This window comes from Sphingomonas sp. CFBP 8765 (assembly GCF_014841445.1).
GTDB lineage: Bacteria > Pseudomonadota > Alphaproteobacteria > Sphingomonadales > Sphingomonadaceae > Sphingomonas > Sphingomonas aerolata.
In genome coordinates this window covers 1-17,288 of the sequence record NZ_JACYTY010000014.1, presented here as the reverse complement: position 1 = coordinate 17,288, position 17,288 = coordinate 1, and the positions used below count along the sequence as shown (strand labels likewise).

Genomic DNA, 17,288 nt, shown 5'->3' with positions numbered 1-17,288 from the left:
TCTTGAAGATCAACGACATAGCCGCCATCGTCACCGGTGGCGCATCCGGACTAGGCGGCGCCACCGCTGCGATGCTCGCGGCCAGAGGGGCCAGGGTAACGATCGTAGATCGGGATCGTGACGCCGCAGAGTCTCACGCCACAGCAATCGGCGGGCGCGCCGAGATCGTCGACGTAACGGACGACGCCGCCATCGAAGCTGCACTCGCCGAGGCGGAGCAGGCCCACGGCGTCGCCCGGATATTGGTCAATTGTGCCGGCGTAGCGCCCGCGATCAAGACCGTCGGCAAAGAAAACGTTCCGCATCCGCTCGACGCCTTCCGCCGCGCCGTCGAGATCAACCTGATAGGCACCTTCGCTATGATTGCCCGCTTCTCGGCGAGACTGGTCGCGGCCGAGCCGATCGGTGAGGAACGCGGCGTGATCGTCAACACCGCTTCGGTGGCCGCCTATGACGGACAGGTAGGCCAGGCAGCCTATGCCGCCTCGAAGGGTGGCGTCGTCGGCATGACGCTCCCCATCGCTCGCGACCTTGCGCAGCATCGCATCCGGGTGATGACGATCGCCCCCGGGATCTTCCTGACGCCGATGCTCATGGGCCTGCCACAAGCGGCGCAGGATTCGCTGGGAACGCAGGTGCCGCACCCTAGCAGGCTCGGGAAACCAGACGAATATGCCGCGTTGGTCGAAGCGATCCTAACCAATCCCATGCTCAACGGCGACGTGATCCGCCTGGACGGTGCGATCCGGATGGCACCCCGATGAGCGGCACCACCATTGCCGCAGCCGTGGCAGGCTTCGTTCGCGACCAGGTGGTGCCGTACGAACACGATCCCCGGCGTAACGCGCACGGTCCTTCGGACGAACTCGTCCAGGAGTTGCGCAATCTGGCGCGTGCGGCCGGAGTCCTGACCCCGCATATTCTTTCCGACGGCAGCCACCTGTCGCATAGAGATACGGCTAAGGTGCTGCGCGCTTCCGGGTTGTCGCCACTCGGGCCATTGGCGGTCAACGTCATGGCACCCGACGAGGGCAACATGTATCTGCTCGGCAAGGTCGCCAGCACCGAGCAAAAGACGCGCTTCCTCTCGCCGCTGGTGGACGGAACGGCGCGATCCGCCTTCTTCATGACGGAGCCAGCGGCCGATGGTGGCGCCGGCTCGGATCCGTCGATGATGCTCACGACCGCAACGCGCGATGGAAACCACTGGGTCGTCAATGGTCGCAAGGCGTTCATCACGGGCGCCGACGGTGCCAAGGTCGGCATCGTGATGGCGAAAGCCGACGAAGGTGCGACGATGTTCCTGGTCGACCTGCCCGATCCTGCGATCACGATCGAACGCGTGCTCGATACGATCGACAGTTCCATGCCGGGCGGTCATTCGGTTGTCGCTGTCACAAACCTGCGCATCCCGGCCGACCAGATGCTTGGCAATCCGGGAGACGGCTTCAAGCTCGCGCAAGTTCGGCTGGCGCCCGCACGGCTTACCCATTGCATGCGGTGGCTGGGTGCCTGCGACCGCGCGAACGAGATCGCGACCGACTATGCCTGCCGCCGCCACGCGTTCGGCAAGCCGCTGGTCGATCACGAAGGGGTCGGCTTCATGCTTGCCGAGAATCTGATCGATCTGAGACAGGCCGAACTGATGATCGATTGGTGCGCCGACGTGCTCGATACGGGCGCGCTTGGTACCGTGGAAAGCTCGATGGCAAAGGTTTCGGTCAGCGAGGCGTTGATGCGCATCGCCGATCGTTGCGTGCAGGTCATGGGCGGCACCGGCGTGACCGACGACACGATCGTCGCGCAAGTCTTTCGCGAGGTACGCGCCTTTCGGATCTACGACGGTCCCACCGAGGTCCATAAGTGGAGCCTTGCCAAGAAGATCAAGCGCGACTGGCGCGACGCCCAAGGTCCGGTTCAAACATGAACGGCTTGCTGTTCGAGCGCGTTGGACCGGTGGCTTGGCTGACCCTCGATCGCCCTGACGCAGCCAACGCGATAGACGTGCTGATGGCGAAGGCGTTGATGGAGACTACGATCGAGTGTGACGAAGACCCGGCGATACGGTGCGTCATCTTGACCGGAAACGGCCGCATGTTCTGTGCCGGTGGGGACGTCGCCGGCTTTGCAAAAATGGGTGATGCGTTACCCGCGCACATCAAGCAGACGACTGCGTATCTGCATGCCGCCATCACTCGCTTGGCGCGAATGGACAAGCCGCTCATTACGGCAGTCAACGGTCCAGCGGCGGGTGCTGGTATCGGGCTTGCCGTCATCGGTGACATCGTGTTGGCAGCCCCCGAGGCCCATTTCACGATGGCGTATACCGCACTCGGAATGTCGCCAGATGGCGGTACAAGTTGGCTTGTTCCACGTCTCGTAGGATTGCGACGGGCACAGGAACTATTCTTTTGCAACACACGCGTCTTGGCGACCGAAGCCGCCAAGATGGGACTTGTGACGCGCGTCGTAGAAGGCGGCAGCCTCAGAGAAGAGGCAACGGCATTGGCCGAAAAGTTGGTGACCTCCGCCACATTGGCACTGGGCGCAACGCGGCGTCTGTTATTCGATAGTCTGGTCACGCCGCTCGAAACACATCTCGACGCCGAAGCACGCAGTATCGCAAGTCAATCGCGACGGTCTGAAGGCCGCGAAGGCATCGCGGCCTTCCTGAGCAAACGCAAACCGACATTCCAAGGTGCTTCTTAGCCCTGTCTACACCGCGTTGAACGACAGAAATTCTGGAGACTGTATGACTTCGCCGATCCGCTCCGAACGCCATGACGACGTGCTCGTCATCACCTCGAACAACCCGCCGGTCAACGCGCTCGGCGCCGCGGTCCGCCAAGGCCTTGAGGCGGCGATCAAGGAAGGCGTGAACGACGATAGCATCACCGCGATGGTGATCCGCTGCGACGGCCGTACGTTCTTTGCGGGTGCGGACATCACCGAGTTCGGCAAGGAGATGGTCGAGCCCGGCCTGCCCACCGTCGTCGACATGATCGAGGCGTCGTCGAAGCCCGTCGTCGCGGCGATCCACGGCACGGCGCTCGGCGGCGGCTGCGAAGTCATGCTCGGTTGCCATTACCGCGTTGCCGTCCCCTCGGCCAAGATCGGCACGCCCGAAGTGAAGCTCGGCCTGCTCCCCGGCGCGGGTGGCACGCAGCGTATTCCGCGCATCGCCGGCGTGAAGCTCGCGCTGGAGATGACCGCGAAGGGCGATCCGATCTCGGCGAAGAAGGCGCTCGACGCCGGCCTGATCGACAAGATCGTCGGCGAGGATTCGCTTGAGACCGACGCCGTTGCATTCGCGCGCGAGATCGCGACCAAGCGTCCCCTGCCCCGTGCGTCCGAGAAGACCGCGCAGGCCGATCCGGATGCCGTGGCTGCGTTCAAGAAGGAGAACGCCCGTCGTTTCCGGAACTTCGACGCGCCGGCTGCCAACATCGCCTGTGTCGAGAAGGCTGCGGACCGCTCCAGCTTCGCAGAGGGCATCGCCTTCGAGCGACAGGAGTTCATGAAGCTCATGATGGGCGTGCAATCCGCCGCACAACGCCACATCTTCTTCGCCGAGCGCCAGGCCGCCAAGATCGACGACGTCCCCGCCGACACCAAGCTGCGCGAGATCAAGCGCGTCGGCGTGATCGGCGCGGGCACGATGGGCGGCGGCATCTCGATGAACTTCCTGTCGGCGGGCATCCCCGTGACGATCGTCGAGATGCAACAGGACGCACTCGACCGCGGCACCGGCGTCGTGCGCAAGAACTACGAGGCGACCGCCGCGAAGGGCCGGATCAAGCCCGAGCAGGTCGAGCAGGCGATGGGCGCGCTGAAGCCGACGCTGGACTTTGCCGACCTGGCCGAGTGCGACCTGATCATCGAAGCCGTGTACGAGACGATGGAGGTGAAGAAGGAGATCTTCACCAAGCTCGACGCGATCGCCAAGCCGGGCGCGATCCTGGCGTCGAACACCTCGTATCTCGACATCGACGCGATCGCCGCGTGCACCAAGCGGCCTGAGGACGTCGTTGGGATGCACTTCTTCTCGCCGGCCAACGTGATGAAATTGCTGGAGGTGGTGCGCGGCGACAAGACCGCTGACGATGTGCTGGCGACGGTCATGGCGCTCGCGAAGAAGATCAAGAAGGTCGCTGTCGTTGCCGGCGTTACGTACGGGTTCATCGGCAACCGCATGCTGATGCCGCGGCAGGTCGAGGCGACCAAGTTGCTGCTGGAAGGCGCGAGCCCGGAGCAGATCGACAAGGTCCATGTCGCGTTCGGGATGCCGATGGGGCCGTTCCAGATGAGCGATTTGGCGGGCGTCGACATCGGCTGGCACCGGGATCCGAGCCGGATCGAGAACATCCGCGATGCGCTGGCGGCGGAGAACCGCTGGGGCCAGAAGACCAAGGCGGGCTTCTACGATTACGACGAGAAGCGGACGCCGTCGAACTCCGCGCGCGTCACCGAGATCATCGACGACTTCCGCAAGAAATCGGGCGTAACGCCGCGCGAGATCAGCGACGAGGAGATCGTCGTGCGGACGCTCTACACGATGGTGAACGAAGGCGCGCTGATCCTCGAAGAGGGCAAGGCGCAGCGCGCGTCGGACGTCGATGTGGTGTGGATCTATGGCTATGGCTGGCCGGTGTACCGCGGCGGGCCGATGTTCTGGGCGCAGTCCGAGGGGTTGCCGAAGGTCGTCGCGGGGCTCGAGAAATACGGGTTCCCGGTAGCGGAGTCGTTGAGAAATGGGATACGCTGATCTTAGCATGCGCTGCTGTGCGGCATGCCGATGTCGCCCCGTCCGCCCGCTCCCGTCCGTGATTAGGTGGTACAACACAGGCTGCGAAGCCCGATGATCCCGTCGCCGGCCCGACAAGTGAGCAGAACGCTGACCGGGCGGCTCGCGCTTGTCACGGGCGCGGGTGGTGGTCTCGGCCACGCAATCGCTCGGAGCCTCGCTGAGACTGGTGCGGAAGTGGTAGTTCACGGTCGTGACCGGGGGCGGTTGGAAGCGGTCGTAGCCGAATTGGTGGATGCGGGCGGCTATGCCAAGGCAATTGTCGTCGACCTAGAGGACGAGAGCGCCCTTCGCGATTCCGTAACAGCGCTCGGTCCGATCGACATACTCGTCAGTAATGCGGGTCTACGCGATCGACGTCCCCTCGCTGAACTCGACCGCGCCGCTTTCCGCCGGCTGCTCGAAGTAAACCTTGTCGCTCCGTTTGACCTCGTGCGAATGGTGGCACCGCAAATGCGAGAAGGTGGGCGGATTATTACGATCACATCAATTGCCGGACAGATCGCGCGCGCTGGTGACGCCGCTTATACCGCCACCAAGGGCGGGCTTGAAGCGCTGACCCGCGCGCTCGCTGCCGAACTGGGCCCACGTGGGATCACGGTCAACGCGGTCGCGCCGGGCTATTTTGCGACTAATGCCAATGCGCCGATGGTGGCCAGCGAGGAGATCGCGGCGCACCTTGCGAGGCGCACGTCACTCGGCCGCTGGGGCCATCCTGCCGAGATCGCCGGAGCGGTCGTGTTCCTCGCCTCGCCGGCAGCTTCCTACATTACGGGCCAGGTAATTGCCGTCGATGGCGGATACCTTGCCCACTTTTAGGCCGTAGCTTGGTCGGCGTCGAGCGTATCGACCCAAACTCGGTCATTCGTGCTGCTCTGCCTGCTCCCCGGAAACGGACGCTTGTTCATGTGTCAAACCGCCGGTTAAGCCCGAGGCGTGGCGTCTGAGCTTACGACACTCCCCGCGGATATGGGCCTTGTCAGGCCTATGCTGTGCAGCACTGCCGCCTGTGTAAGCATAATCGCCAACCACCAAGTCGCGTCGGCCAAGCTGATCGACCAGGGATGGCCACGTAGATTGAGCGCAATCGAAAGAGCAGGCAGCACGAAGCCGATCCAAATTATGAACGCGCTTCCTAAGGCAACTGTCCACGGCCCCGCGTCTACCGGGGCCAGGATAAGCGCGCCCGCCAGGATCGCCGCCAACCAGAATAGCGCCAGAGTTGCAGCTGCGATCGTTGCGCCTTTGAGTGAATACCGGAACCGGAAGAACAAGATGATCAATCCGGCAATCGTCGCCGCCCCAATCGGGAAAATGTTGCTAAGGATGTACTGCATCGACGTTAATCCTTCTTATATAGTTTTTCTTACTACGGCTAGATCAATGCCCGCCCAACTCTAGACAGTAAGTTGACTGTTCCTGTGCCTTCAGGCCCCCTGTGCACATGCCATTAGTACCGAACTCTAACCTCTTTATGGCACCAGCCCTGCCGGGGAAGCTGCCGAGGCAAGCAAACGGGTTTAATATTCTATCCTTGGCCATCTGTGCGGTTGGGCTAACGGATCCTCTGATCGGTGAGCCGCTCGACACGAAGCTGGTCAAACCTCGATGGATCCATAAGTCGCCGTTCAGGTGCCCTTCCCCGCCTCCCAACTTCCGCCGTTCATTCATCGGGTTCCACGGCATCGCTTGCCTTCCGTTTAAGCGGTCGTTCAAAATGACTGCCTGGAAATCGATGGCTTCCGAAAGTCATCCCGAACGATGCAAGATTGGCCGCCTTGCCTACACCCGCGCCCGGTACGACAATGCGCAGCCTTATATCGGTGTCCGCGCCTACCCTCCATCCCATGACGAACGACAGCTTCGAACTAATCGGGGCCGCCAGGCGCGCGGCTGAAAAGGCGTGGCGGGATGGTTACGCCTACACGAAGGCCGGCATCATGCTCGACGATCTGCTTCCTGAGGACGAACGGCCGCGCACGCTGTTCGAAGAGGATACGGCCAAGCGAGACCGGCTGATGGGCGCACTCGACGCAATCAATGGCACATTCGTGACGTGGACTGCGGTGACGGCGTCGCAGGGCTTCAAGCGCGAGAGGAAGATGCGGTCGGAGATGCGATCGCCGGCGTGGACGACGGACATTGCTGAAGCGCCAATTGTCTCTGCGCGATAGAGGATCAGATGGAGACTGCCGCGTGGCGTCGCTCGGCATTGCGGCTTCTGAAAGCTCAACCCTTCGGGGAGGCGGACACGAGCTTAAACATCGCTTCCCCAATATATGCCCTTAGCGCGCGCCGCGTTAAGCTGATCGTCTTGCCCTCACCGAGACATGACGCAATTGCCGGCTTCAATTGCTCGGTGGCACCGGTATCTTGCAAGCTCCATGGACGTGAAATTAGCAGAACGTGAGCAGCAACAGGTGACGATCGAGCGACGCAATCGCCGAGCGCACGTTCCGGGCGGTAACTGGCCGGCAGTGCTGCAACAGGACCATTAAACTCATCAGCTAACTTAAGGGGGGGAAGGTCTTTTATAAGGCCCAGATCTGGCGCCTTCCAGAATTGAAAGCGGTATAGTGCAGGATACAGGGCACCCCGAAAAACGTCCGGCTGGATTATCATTATCGTAACAGAGCCCGGTCTGCTAGCGCCAACCGAAAGGCATTTAGAATTTGACGCCTTTGACGCCAAATCAAAATATTCTGCCGTATTGGGTATTGATCTGACAAATTGGCTAGCTACCAGTCTAGTCTTTCTGTCTCGTATAATACAATCCGCATACCTCGCCACGAATATGTCAGCTTTGTCATGCCGCAAGTCGGCTCCCGACTGCGCGGCAACGGAAGAAGCTGAGAGGGTGATCGCGCATGCCGCGGAAAATCTAGCTACGCTCAACCGATTCATGACAATCCCCACCATCTATTATGCCATTATGTGATCGGTCTATTTGACCCTACTAATAATGGCATCAACTTCGCGCGTTGGAAACACCGGCTACCTCATTGTCATGCAGTCTGCCGGGTCCGGCCAATCACACCTCCGGGTGTATTGGCGCCACCAATTCGTTCGTGTCACAGGCGGCCAGCACGCACTGGCTTATGGTCAACCTTTCGCCCGAAACCAGCAATTGCTAACACAGCCTACTAGCTATTTCGTATCGCCTCCGGCTGGCGCATTGGTGACATAAGCTGTGAGTCTGAAGAGCATCAGGCCCCGCTTGTTCGTCACGTCGACGACAAAATCTCGACCGTCCCATAAGACAGCTGGTTCGCCGTGCATGATCTGGCCAGCAAAAATTATAGCATGCTTCCTCGCGGCCGCGTGATCAGCCAACTCGGTCCCCTCACTATCAGGCTCATGCCGGTTGTCAGCCGTATTGAAGAAGTATCGTGCCATCGTGATGTTCCTCTGGGCTCGCAAACGGGCACAGGGAGGTAAAGTTGCTACTTTTCACGTGAGATGTGCTGCCGTGGATCAGCATGCAGCTTATCGTGCATCGTCCCGCTCCGCGTCCGGCGGTGCGTTAATCAACGATCCCATACTCACGTAGATATGGTCCGTGGCGTTTGGGGATGAATTGCAGGGCACTGCGACACTATGCTCGCGACGCGGTCCGCGAATTGCTTGAGCGTCGGTACCATGTCCGCCCGCGCCAGCTTGCGCGGATGGGGATCGATCGCGCACAGCGTTCCAAAAAACGTGCCGTCCGAAAGGATGATCGGCAGCGACACATAGCTCTTGAAGCCATAGAGCGCGGGCGCCGGGTGGCTGTTCCAACGCGGATCGGCGGAGACGTCGTCGATCACTACCGCATTGCCGGACTCGCGGATGTCGTTGCAGATCGTCGTCGAGATGCGCAACTCATCTCCCGGCGACATACCGAAGTCGATTTGGTCGAGCACCTGGCACGCAATCCAACGCGCCTCCGTTACGCACGACCGCGACAAATCCCATTCTCGTGAGTGCCGCCACTTCCTCGAGAATGCGACGTATTTCGTCATCATCGCCAAAGCGCGCAGCATCCGCAGCCAGTTCGTCGATCATATGTGATCCCCCAACCCAGTCGTAGTCACATATGATAGGCCTGACGAATCCTACTTAGTCGGAAGCGTACTTAGCCGTTCTGCCCACAGCGAATTTTCACGTTTTGAGCTAGAAAATAGAAGATAGGCCACAGTTCTAACATGCCATCATTCGCAAGAATTACTCAGATCCGCGGCACCCCCAGCGGCCTGATCGGTCACGTGATCGGCGTGAACCCTCGAATCGTATAAATCAAGATTAAGAGTTGGGCAGGATGTCGATCGATAAGGGAACACTATGATCGACCGATCCCTTATCAACTTACGCAAATACAAGGCGTAGGAGAAGATTATGAAGCGGCTTATTCTCACGGCAGCGCTGATCGCTACCCCCACACTGGTAGCGGCACAAAGCGTGCCATCCCCTGCTACCTATGTCATGAAAGCTGGCGCGTCGGACCAATATGAGATCCAATCGAGCAATCTCGTAATGACCACTACGAAGAACGCCGAGCTTAAGCAGTTCGCCACGATGATGGTAAGCGACCACAACAAGAGCACTGCTGATGTGAAGGCCGCAGCTACGCAGTCCGGCCTGCCGCCAAAGCCCCCGATGCTCGACGCGATGGGCCGCAAGAATATTGCTGCGCTCAAGGCGTCCAAGGGACCAGCCCGTGATGCACTTTATATCAAGCAGCAGAAGACTGCTCACCAGCAGGCACTCGCCCTTCACCAGGGTTTTGCCACTTCCGGTTCGGCTCCCGCGCTAAAGCAGGTCGCGTCGACCATCGCGCCAACCGTTCAGCATCACATTGAGATGCTGGCGTCCATGTAAAGACAAACCTCGACCCGTTTCGGCGGGTCGAGATCTTTGGTGACGCCTAACTACAAAATTGCGCGACTGAGCTCTGAGCTCTGAGCTCTGAGCTTTGAGCTTTGAGCTTTGAGCTTTGAGATCTGAGCTCTGAGCTTTGAGCTCTGAGCTCTAAGCTTTGCCGTCGCTAGTCCCTAAGATACTGTCGGATAGCTATTTCTCAGGCCCGCTTCGCGACGTGTCGAGGTCAATGTCCTCACCCGGATTACCGCCACCTGCGCTGGCCCCACTGCCGTAAACTTCACCCGTTTTGTTGTCGATATATGCTCGCTTACCAGCCTCGCAAGGAATGTCCCTGCCGTCATCCCTTTCGACCGACCCGGCACCAGGCGCCCGGTCCCGGTTCTGTAGGTGACGCTCTGCGGCATGGTCCATGCTATCGTACTCGTCGCCCGAGTAACCATCACCTTTACCGAAACCGTCGTCGGCTGAGTTTGCGTCCTTGGATTTTACCCGGACATTTTCGTTAGGCTTCGGCGTGCTCTCGTCAGTCATGGCAACCTCTCATTGTTGTTGGTGACCAACGCACAACCGGCAGAAAGCTCCGCGAATGTGATGAAGGCTTTGTCAGTTGACCGATACCGCGGTCGGCATAGCATCGCCTTGCCCATCAAGGGCTTGGAGATTGGCCACATGCGTACCCTGCTCGTCGCTGCCGCGTCTTTGTCGTTAATTGCCGGTGGGGCGCCTGCATTCGCCGCACCGTGCAAAGACGCCAAGGGACGCTTCACGAAATGCCCGCCCAAAGCACCGGCCAAGCCGGCCCGTTGCAAGAGCGCGAATGGCAAGTTTGCAAAATGCGGCACGGCTGGCGCCTAGCCTGTCTGAGGTGAGACGAGCGCGGGTGATCACACCCGCGCTCGCTAGGTCAGTTTTTCGCCGGTATTTGACAACCATTGTCCGCGTGGTGGCGACATCAACGATCGGCAGTTCTCAGGATTAAGAATGTCGGCGGCGAACGACTGAAATTGGTGTGCGTTGCAGCCCGGAAGGGTGATGTCCGCCTAACGGCGGATCTTGGCACAAGCCGATGTTCCCGCACCTCCCAACGAACGGCGTATGTTGGTCGGGAGCCAACGCCAGCAGCCCGGCGGGGCTGACCCATATTGACGACCCACAAGCGGACACTCATGAGCCGTTTTCGCTTTCCCTACTTCTGCCATTCGTTCAGCTTCCAGCCTGCAAGACGGGGCGCCGATTCTCGATCTCAAGAGGCTTTGTACGCGCAAGCCATGCCGCCCAATAGCCATGCCTTAGTGAGACGAACTCGATCTCTCAGCGGAACGGAAGCCGATCAAAACGATTTAGTCCCGGAACGGAGTTCGGCTGGTCGGCACGCTCCACGGAGGCGTGATGAAGCAGCGGGACGATTGGCATCTGACGGAAGCGCTCGATTACGAGCACGGGCGAGCGGACCCTTTTGCCGCGGCTGTTCGGGCTACCCGAATGCCTATGGTCATCACGGACCCCGCGCAGACCAATAACCCGATCGTCTTCTGCAACGAAGCCTTTCAAACGCTGTCGGGCTATGATCGAAGTGAAATCATCGGCCGTAACTGCCGCTTCCTGCAAGGTCCCGACACCGACCAAGAGCAGGTGGCTAAAGTGCGTCGGGCAATCGACGCCCAGACCGACATTGCCGTGGACCTCCTAAACTATCGAAAGGATGGATCTGCGTTCTGGAACGCGTTGTATCTGAGCCCTGTACGCAACGACGCCGGTAAGGTTGTATTCTTCTTCGCCTCCCAGCTTGATGTTACTGAACGCGTCGAGGCGCAGACTATCATTTCAAAGCAAAAGTTATTGGTCGAACAGGAGGTCGAGGCGCGCACGTCAGACCTCGAGGCCGCGTTAGATGCAAAAACTCTGCTGCTTCACGAAGTCGACCACCGAGTAAAGAACAACCTTACGATGATCGGTTCGCTTCTGCGTTTGCAGGCGCGGAGCATATCTGACCCGGCCGTTTCATCAAAACTTGAAACCATGCTCGAACGGGTTGATGCGCTGGCGACAGTGCATCGCCGTCTTTATCAGTCGGACGACGTCACCCGGTTCGATGTCGGGGCGTTTACCGAAAATCTAATCAGCGACGTCGTTGGTGCCAGCCGACGCAACGACATCAAGCTTGTTTCGAACATTTCGCAAATAGAGGTGCCGTCCAGTAGAGCGGCATCGCTTGGGTTGATCCTCAACGAAATAGCGACCAACGCCATCAGGCATGCATTTGCCGACGGGCGAGCGGGTACGATTTCCGTCCGCACCGCCCTTGAAGGCAATAATGCCCTGATCGAAATCACCGATGATGGGCATGGGCTTGCCAGCAATGACGTTCAGCCGGACGGCATTGGCAAAATGCTTATTTCCCGCCTCGCCAAGCAAGTCAGGGCCGACGTCGTATGGTCCGACGCCGCCCCCGGTGTTCGTGTATCTCTCTCATTCCCGGTGGACGATTAATGAGTGGACGTGCCAAACCGCCGTTGAATGTGCTGATCGTCGAGGACGAAGCTCTTTTGGCGATGGATATTGAAGCGATGATCGAAGACGCCGGTCACCGTGTCGTCGGCGAGGCCGCGTCTCTCTACGAAGTTGAAGACCTGGCAGGCGATCTCCATCCGGACCTGGCTTTTGTCGACATACAGCTTGCGAAAGGCACCAGCGGCCTGGATGTCTGTGCACTGATCCGGAAGCGATGGGCGGACGCGATAGTCGTCTTCGTCACTGCAAACCCACTCAAGATCCCAGCCGACTTTGCCGGTGGCCATGGCGTCATACCCAAGCCCTTCTCCCGGAATGGTCTGATGTCCGCAATGCGCTACATTGAAGAGGGTGTCTGCGATCCGCCGCCCGTATCCCCGCAGCCAGCGAGCTTCATTGCAGCGCCCGCGTTTGCCGCAGAGTGGTCCGAGACCAGTCCCTGATTTCCGGGTTTAAGCGACAATCCACGGCCTCACGAAGTGGGACGACAGATGACAGAAGTTATGCATAATTTCGATTACGTTGATCCATCAACGTCTTACCGCTAGGACGTTCCCGCTTTGGACCGTCAGCCACTCCCGCCTTCGCCTATTCGACCGCACGATGCCTCAGGTGTCGTACGGGAGGCTGTCGACGCATTTGCGTCTCGCCTAAATGAGCATGACCCCTTCGTTGCGGCGTTCGATCACTGCATTACGCCGATGGTCGTCAGCGATCCAACGCTACCGGATAACCCGCTGGTTTACGTCAATCGGGCGTTCGAGGCTCTGACAGGGTTCTCGGCGGTCGAGGTCGTTGGCCGGAACTGCCGTTTCATGCAGGGACCGCTGACCGATCAGGCCGACGTCCGACGCATGAAGGACGCGATTGCTCGCCGTGAGCCGATCGATATCGACCTGCTGAATCACCGTCGTGATGGCACGCCGTTCTGGAACCGCCTCATGGTCGCGCCCGTGCATGACGCGACCGGCAGCCTACGTTACTTTGTGGCATCTCAGCTTGATGTCACACTCGAGCGGCACGGGCTGTTGCAGTTGGAACGCGACCGCGACACGCTGAGTGCCGAGCTTGCGAAGCGCGAAGTTGCGCTAGCCGAACGAGAGGCCCGCCTGGCACTTGCGCTCGATGCTGGCGGACTGGGCACTTGGACCATCGACCTGCCGGAATGGCGGCTCAGCTACTCGCCAAGTTGCCTGACGAACTTTGGCCGGCCTGTCGGCGAACAGTTGTCGATAGAAGGTATGTTGGCATGCGTTCATCCAGAGGATCGAGACCTCCTCACGAACTCGCTGAACAGCGCTATTGAACATGGCACGCGGTATAACGTCGAATACCGCATTCTAACACCTGAAGGCGAGCAACGCTGGATCCATTCCCAAGGCTCGCTGCAGCGCCGTGCGGATGGCACACCGTTGGCAGTTTCGGGCTTTTCGAGCAATGTTTCAGCGCGCAAATTCGCCGAGGAGCAACGTTCGGTTCTGGCCCATGAACTGACCCACCGCGTGAAGAACACACTTGCGACGGTCAGTGCCGTTGTCAGTCAGACGCTACGCGATGCTGGGTCCCTTGCTGAGGCTTGGGATGCGGTGTCGGGCCGCATCGCTAGCCTCGCGTCTGCGCACGAACTGCTGCTCAAGGACGAGATCGAAGGCGCGGCAATCGGTGAGATTGTCGAGCGGGTGCTGGCGCCGTTCATGGATAGCAACGGTCGACGGTTTTCCGCTGTCGGCCCGACGATACGGCTGACCCCGGAAGTGACACTCGCGTTGTCTATGGCACTGCACGAGCTGGCGACCAATGCGATCAAATATGGGGCGCTCTCGGTACCGGAGGGTCAGGTGAGCATACGCTGGGACCTGAACGGCAATGCAACCGAACGCCGACTTACCTTCTCCTGGGCGGAGCGGGATGGACCTATCGTTGCTATGCCAACACGTGTTGGATTTGGTACGAGAATGATTGAGCGCGTCCTATCACGCCACATCCGCGGCAAGGCGGAAATCCAATATTTGCCGGAAGGTGTTCGCTTCGCAATCGAAGCGCCGATCTGAGCTCTCGACCTTGTCTGACATTTATTAACGCCGTGGCGGGCCCATTGCGTGACCACATTGGTTAAGAGCTCAGCTTATCGGGATCTGTCATATGTGCCATGTGCTCGTCATCGAGGATGATTTCCTCATCGCCGATCACATCATCCAGCTGATCGAGCGGGCTGGCGGCACATCCTTTGATCAGGCTGCCTCGCAAGATGAGGCAATCGATGCTGCGAGATTGAGGCCTCCCTCCATCATCATGTCCGACGTCAATCTCTCAGCCGGTACCGGCCCTGCCGCGGTGGAAGCCATCATCTTGGAGCATGGGCCGACGCCCGTGATCTTCGTGACCGGCACGCGCGAAGCATGCCATGTAAGTCGGCCATCGATGATCGTTCTCGACAAACCGATCAACGAACAGGCTCTTATCGCGGCGTTCCAAAGTCTGGCGCCCGCCTGAGTCAGCAATCGCCGACGGTCAGTGAAGCAGTCGCCCCATCGGCCTTACCGGTAAGACCGGGTACTTCATCAAGTTGTCTCAGGTCACTGAACCCGCCACGTTCCTCACGATAGCGGACGATCTCGAACCCGTGCCCCGCTAGCGCCGGGATGGTGTCCAACTCCGCCGCACTCGCCGCGTTGACGTTGATCGGCATCTCGTTCCTCATAGCTCTTCCTCTTTCGTACCCTTGGTGACGGAATGTTGGAAAGGGCTTTGCTATCGATGAGCGCCCTAGCCAGCTAGGCGGAAGGTTTGATCCATGTCCGCCTTCGGCGGATAACTGCTTGTTTGATAAAGAAGATCAACCATCGTGGAGGGGCTTTCCAGTATCCGTGCGTTTCACCCATTCGATCAGGAGAGGGTTCGGCATGGATCAGAAGAGTGCGCCGTTGACCGATGCGTTGGCGGCGATCGAGAAGAGGCCGGTCATCGGATTTGGAGCGCCGGGCCACAACCAGGGTGCAGTCATTCCTGGCGGGATGAAGGCACTGCTCGGCAAGCGCGTTTTCCACGCCGACGTGCTGACGCCGAAGGGGCTCGACGACCGTACCGAAGGCAAGCTGGCCCTCAACGTGCGCACGAGATCGCGGCGGAGGCCTGGAATGCCGACTTCTGCCGGTTTGTAACCGGCGGATCCACCCAGAGTCTTCACACGGTTATGGCCTCGGTCGCCGGACCAGGTGACACCATTCTGGTCGCGGCGAATGCCCACAAGGCTGAGCGTGCCTACGCGCTCGCGACGGGGCTCAATGCCGCCATCGTGCCGGTCCAGATCGACGGGGAATGGGACATTGAGCATGGTGTTGAGCCGCAGGCGCTGAACGCCGCCTTGGCGGCCAATCCAACCGCCAAGGCGTTCATCGTCGTCAGCCCAACCTATTACGGCGTGACGAGCGATATCGCGGCACTCGCCACTGTCTGTCACGATCACGGTATTCCCATGATCGTCGATGCCGCTTGGGGTGGTGCGTTCGCATTTTGTGAAGGACTGCCTGACGATCCGCTGACCAAGGGGGCGGATGCCGCCGTCTACAGCGCCCATAAGACGATGGGGGCTCTCGCGCAGGGATCGGTGATCGTCGCCAAGGGCGACCTGATCGATCGCCAGCGATTGTGGATGGCCTATGAGCTGTTCGAGACCACCAGCCCATCGGTACCGATCCTAGCAACGCTTGACGCGACCCGGCGAGATCACGCGTTGAACGGGGAGCAGATGTGGAACGGCGTCATTGCGCTGGCGGAGAAGGTCCGCAGAAAGATTGCCGGTATTGCCCCGTTGCGAGTGTTAGGTTGCGATCATCTGCCGCCCGATGCCGATCTGGACGTCACCAAGGTGCTGATCGACGTCTCGGTGCTGGGCGTATCGGGGTATGCTATCGATGACTGGCTCTACAAGCATCACCGGATCAGTATGGGGCTATCCGACGCCCGGCATATCCTGGCCGTTCTGTCGCTGGGCACAACCAGGTCCGATCTCCGCAAGCTCGTCCGCGGCTTGCAGGATCTCGTGAATCAGCTCGGTTCCGATCCCTCCATCCTGCCGGCAATTTCGCCTATGCCCGGGATCGGTACCCTGTCCGTCGACATGGCGATGCCCGGGCCTGCGGCACTCTACGGCCCAGCCGAAATGGTGGCCTACGAGGCGGCTGAGGGAAGGATCGCAGCAGAGATGATCGCGCCCGCACCGCCGGGCGTCCCTCGACTGGTGCCGGGCCAGCGCATCTCTGCCGCGCACGTCGCATGGCTTGTCGCGAACCGTGATGCGGGGGTTTTCGTGATGGATCCGGTCGATCCCACGGAAGCGACCGTCAGGGTGGTTCAAAGCTGACGCCGCAACCGGATCGACACGCCAAATCTTACAGCAACTGCAATTAGATGGATACGCAATGCAGACCGATACCGACGAACATTGGATGCAAATGGCGATAGACGTCGCACGCTCCAAAGGGTCCGATCCCTCAACCTCCCCGCTTGGATGCGTCATCGTGCTAGACGGGAAGGTGATTGCAGCCGAACGTAATCAGACCAAGGAGTTGCCTGACGCAACGGCCCATGCCGAGATGATGGCTATCCGTCGGGCTTGTGAGCAAACCGGAGAACTGGAGCGGCGCGGGGCGACGTTATACTCGACACTCCAGCCCTGCGGCATGTGCACGATGGCATCGATCTGGTCGAAAGTCGGCCGCGTCGTTTACGGTGCTGGTCGCAACGATGTGCATCCGATGTATTTCGAGGCAAAGCACGTCGACACTCTCGGCTTCATCGGGGACGCCTATCGGGACGATATCGAGATCGAGGGTGGCTGCCTGCGCGACGCGTGCGCTGAACTCTATTACGGTCCCGATGCTGACTTAAACAAAGAGGAACAGGCCAACCTATAAGCACCCAGCATGTCATAGACGACGACTGTTTGCGGCTGTGAGCGCGAGGGTAACGCAAAGCCTCCTCGAGCAGCCCCGACGACCCATAGCACGAAGCCGCTGCGCGGCAGTGGTGGTGGTGGTGGCGGTTAAGGTAGCGCAGCGGCTCTGAGGTTTGGTTCTGCGGCAGCGGCGGGAGACGATGGATTTCCTTCAAC

19 protein-coding genes are annotated in these 17,288 nt (G+C 59.9%); 14 read left to right on the top strand and 5 right to left on the bottom strand.

Features of this window, described 5'->3' with window-relative positions; all coding sequences use genetic code 11:
• Positions 1-2 precede the first annotated feature (2 nt).
• The 5 genes from IFT87_RS19435 (at position 3) to IFT87_RS19415 (ending at position 5,623) form a co-directional block, all read left to right on the top strand.
• Positions 3-764, top strand: coding sequence for an SDR family NAD(P)-dependent oxidoreductase (locus IFT87_RS19435; RefSeq protein WP_192191652.1), 762 nt, complete (start codon positions 3-5; stop codon positions 762-764).
• Complete coding sequence (locus tag IFT87_RS19430; RefSeq protein WP_192191651.1) at positions 761-1,927, top strand: acyl-CoA dehydrogenase family protein; 1,167 nt, start codon at positions 761-763, stop codon at positions 1,925-1,927. Before IFT87_RS19435 ends, IFT87_RS19430 begins: the two co-directional genes overlap by 4 nt.
• Positions 1,924-2,709: an enoyl-CoA hydratase/isomerase family protein gene (locus tag IFT87_RS19425; protein ID WP_192191650.1), complete on the top strand. Its 786-nt coding sequence runs from the start codon at positions 1,924-1,926 to the stop codon at positions 2,707-2,709. Before IFT87_RS19430 ends, IFT87_RS19425 begins: the two co-directional genes overlap by 4 nt.
• Positions 2,710-2,752: 43 nt before the next feature.
• Positions 2,753-4,765 carry a 3-hydroxyacyl-CoA dehydrogenase NAD-binding domain-containing protein gene (locus tag IFT87_RS19420; protein WP_192191649.1) on the top strand — a complete coding sequence of 671 codons (2,013 nt, stop codon included), beginning with the start codon at positions 2,753-2,755 and terminating at the stop codon, positions 4,763-4,765.
• Between the two features lie 93 nt (positions 4,766-4,858).
• The gene (locus tag IFT87_RS19415) at positions 4,859-5,623 is read left to right on the top strand and encodes an SDR family oxidoreductase (RefSeq protein WP_192191648.1); all 765 of its coding nucleotides are present in this window, start codon (positions 4,859-4,861) and stop codon (positions 5,621-5,623) included.
• Between the two features lie 104 nt (positions 5,624-5,727).
• On the opposite strand, the gene IFT87_RS19410 is transcribed toward IFT87_RS19415, so the two are convergent.
• Positions 5,728-6,141 carry a hypothetical protein gene (locus tag IFT87_RS19410; RefSeq protein WP_192191647.1) on the bottom strand — a complete coding sequence of 138 codons (414 nt, stop codon included), beginning with the start codon at positions 6,139-6,141 and terminating at the stop codon, positions 5,728-5,730.
• Positions 6,142-6,651: 510 nt separating this feature from the next.
• Between IFT87_RS19410 and IFT87_RS19405 the strand changes: the two genes are divergently transcribed.
• The gene (locus IFT87_RS19405; protein ID WP_249403469.1) at positions 6,652-6,978 is read left to right on the top strand and encodes a DUF4113 domain-containing protein; all 327 of its coding nucleotides are present in this window, start codon (positions 6,652-6,654) and stop codon (positions 6,976-6,978) included.
• A gap of 973 nt (positions 6,979-7,951) precedes the next feature.
• Here IFT87_RS19405 and IFT87_RS20215 read toward each other — a convergent pair.
• Together IFT87_RS20215 and IFT87_RS19400 are read right to left on the bottom strand one after the other, a co-directional pair.
• Entirely contained in the window at positions 7,952-8,200 is a 249-nt protein-coding gene (locus tag IFT87_RS20215) for a DUF6894 family protein (protein WP_206757240.1), read from the bottom strand.
• Between the two features lie 146 nt (positions 8,201-8,346).
• Positions 8,347-8,826 (bottom strand): GAF domain-containing protein, encoded by a 480-nt coding sequence (locus IFT87_RS19400; RefSeq protein ID WP_249403468.1) that lies wholly within the window; start codon positions 8,824-8,826, stop codon positions 8,347-8,349.
• 352 nt (positions 8,827-9,178) lie between these two features.
• Here IFT87_RS19400 and IFT87_RS19395 point away from each other — a divergent pair, with 352 nt between their 5' ends.
• On the top strand, positions 9,179-9,661 hold the full coding sequence (locus IFT87_RS19395) for a DUF4142 domain-containing protein (RefSeq protein WP_192191646.1): 483 nt from the start codon (positions 9,179-9,181) through the stop codon (positions 9,659-9,661).
• A 192-nt stretch (positions 9,662-9,853) separates the two neighbouring features.
• Here IFT87_RS19395 and IFT87_RS19390 read toward each other — a convergent pair whose 3' ends face one another.
• On the bottom strand, positions 9,854-10,195 hold the full coding sequence (locus tag IFT87_RS19390) for a hypothetical protein (protein WP_192191645.1): 342 nt from the start codon (positions 10,193-10,195) through the stop codon (positions 9,854-9,856).
• A gap of 858 nt (positions 10,196-11,053) precedes the next feature.
• Between IFT87_RS19390 and IFT87_RS19385 the strand changes: the two genes are divergently transcribed.
• From IFT87_RS19385 to IFT87_RS19370, 4 genes are all read left to right on the top strand, one after another.
• Positions 11,054-12,154 (top strand): histidine kinase dimerization/phosphoacceptor domain -containing protein, encoded by a 1,101-nt coding sequence (locus IFT87_RS19385; protein ID WP_192191644.1) that lies wholly within the window; start codon positions 11,054-11,056, stop codon positions 12,152-12,154.
• Positions 12,154-12,618 carry a response regulator gene (locus IFT87_RS19380; RefSeq protein ID WP_192191643.1) on the top strand — a complete coding sequence of 155 codons (465 nt, stop codon included), beginning with the start codon at positions 12,154-12,156 and terminating at the stop codon, positions 12,616-12,618. The genes IFT87_RS19385 and IFT87_RS19380 overlap by 1 nt, the downstream gene beginning before the upstream one ends.
• Positions 12,619-12,876: 258 nt before the next feature.
• Entirely contained in the window at positions 12,877-14,226 is a 1,350-nt protein-coding gene (locus tag IFT87_RS19375; protein WP_249403467.1) for an HWE histidine kinase domain-containing protein, read from the top strand.
• Between the two features lie 91 nt (positions 14,227-14,317).
• A complete protein-coding gene (locus IFT87_RS19370) occupies positions 14,318-14,668 on the top strand; it encodes a response regulator (protein WP_093401120.1) in 351 nt (116 codons plus the stop codon).
• A 1-nt stretch (position 14,669) separates the two neighbouring features.
• Here the strand turns inward: IFT87_RS19370 and IFT87_RS19365 are convergent, their stop codons facing one another.
• The gene (locus tag IFT87_RS19365; protein WP_192191641.1) at positions 14,670-14,864 is read right to left on the bottom strand and encodes a ComEA family DNA-binding protein; all 195 of its coding nucleotides are present in this window, start codon (positions 14,862-14,864) and stop codon (positions 14,670-14,672) included.
• A 214-nt stretch (positions 14,865-15,078) separates the two neighbouring features.
• Here IFT87_RS19365 and IFT87_RS20620 point away from each other — a divergent pair, with 214 nt between their 5' ends.
• From IFT87_RS20620 to IFT87_RS19355, 3 genes are read left to right on the top strand one after another with little or no spacing between them, the layout of a single operon-like run.
• The gene (locus IFT87_RS20620) at positions 15,079-15,336 is read left to right on the top strand and encodes a hypothetical protein (RefSeq protein ID WP_249403475.1); all 258 of its coding nucleotides are present in this window, start codon (positions 15,079-15,081) and stop codon (positions 15,334-15,336) included.
• A complete protein-coding gene (locus IFT87_RS20965) occupies positions 15,294-16,538 on the top strand; it encodes an aminotransferase class I/II-fold pyridoxal phosphate-dependent enzyme (protein ID WP_342211211.1) in 1,245 nt (414 codons plus the stop codon). The genes IFT87_RS20620 and IFT87_RS20965 overlap by 43 nt, the downstream gene beginning before the upstream one ends.
• 58 nt (positions 16,539-16,596) lie before the next feature.
• A complete protein-coding gene (locus tag IFT87_RS19355) occupies positions 16,597-17,091 on the top strand; it encodes a nucleoside deaminase (protein ID WP_192191640.1) in 495 nt (164 codons plus the stop codon).
• The last annotated feature ends 197 nt before the right edge of the window (positions 17,092-17,288 follow it).

What these genes read in the sequence shown, in the direction of transcription:
- IFT87_RS19430 (WP_192191651.1), top strand. Translation starts at nt 761, where the DNA reads ATGAGCGGCACCACCATTGCCGCAGCCGTGGCAGGCTTCGTTCGCGAC.
- IFT87_RS19425 (WP_192191650.1), top strand. Translation starts at nt 1,924, where the DNA reads ATGAACGGCTTGCTGTTCGAGCGCGTTGGACCGGTGGCTTGGCTGACC.
- IFT87_RS19420 (WP_192191649.1), top strand. Translation starts at nt 2,753, where the DNA reads ATGACTTCGCCGATCCGCTCCGAACGCCATGACGACGTGCTCGTCATC.
- IFT87_RS19415 (WP_192191648.1), top strand. Translation starts at nt 4,859, where the DNA reads ATGATCCCGTCGCCGGCCCGACAAGTGAGCAGAACGCTGACCGGGCGG.
- IFT87_RS19410 (WP_192191647.1), bottom strand. Translation starts at nt 6,141, where the DNA reads ATGCAGTACATCCTTAGCAACATTTTCCCGATTGGGGCGGCGACGATT.
- IFT87_RS19405 (WP_249403469.1), top strand. Translation starts at nt 6,652, where the DNA reads ATGACGAACGACAGCTTCGAACTAATCGGGGCCGCCAGGCGCGCGGCT.
- IFT87_RS20215 (WP_206757240.1), bottom strand. Translation starts at nt 8,200, where the DNA reads ATGGCACGATACTTCTTCAATACGGCTGACAACCGGCATGAGCCTGAT.
- IFT87_RS19400 (WP_249403468.1), bottom strand. Translation starts at nt 8,826, where the DNA reads ATGCTGCGCGCTTTGGCGATGATGACGAAATACGTCGCATTCTCGAGG.
- IFT87_RS19395 (WP_192191646.1), top strand. Translation starts at nt 9,179, where the DNA reads ATGAAGCGGCTTATTCTCACGGCAGCGCTGATCGCTACCCCCACACTG.
- IFT87_RS19390 (WP_192191645.1), bottom strand. Translation starts at nt 10,195, where the DNA reads ATGACTGACGAGAGCACGCCGAAGCCTAACGAAAATGTCCGGGTAAAA.
- IFT87_RS19385 (WP_192191644.1), top strand. Translation starts at nt 11,054, where the DNA reads ATGAAGCAGCGGGACGATTGGCATCTGACGGAAGCGCTCGATTACGAG.
- IFT87_RS19380 (WP_192191643.1), top strand. Translation starts at nt 12,154, where the DNA reads ATGAGTGGACGTGCCAAACCGCCGTTGAATGTGCTGATCGTCGAGGAC.
- IFT87_RS19375 (WP_249403467.1), top strand. Translation starts at nt 12,877, where the DNA reads ATGGTCGTCAGCGATCCAACGCTACCGGATAACCCGCTGGTTTACGTC.
- IFT87_RS19370 (WP_093401120.1), top strand. Translation starts at nt 14,318, where the DNA reads ATGTGCCATGTGCTCGTCATCGAGGATGATTTCCTCATCGCCGATCAC.
- IFT87_RS19365 (WP_192191641.1), bottom strand. Translation starts at nt 14,864, where the DNA reads ATGCCGATCAACGTCAACGCGGCGAGTGCGGCGGAGTTGGACACCATC.
- IFT87_RS20620 (WP_249403475.1), top strand. Translation starts at nt 15,079, where the DNA reads ATGGATCAGAAGAGTGCGCCGTTGACCGATGCGTTGGCGGCGATCGAG.
- IFT87_RS19355 (WP_192191640.1), top strand. Translation starts at nt 16,597, where the DNA reads ATGCAGACCGATACCGACGAACATTGGATGCAAATGGCGATAGACGTC.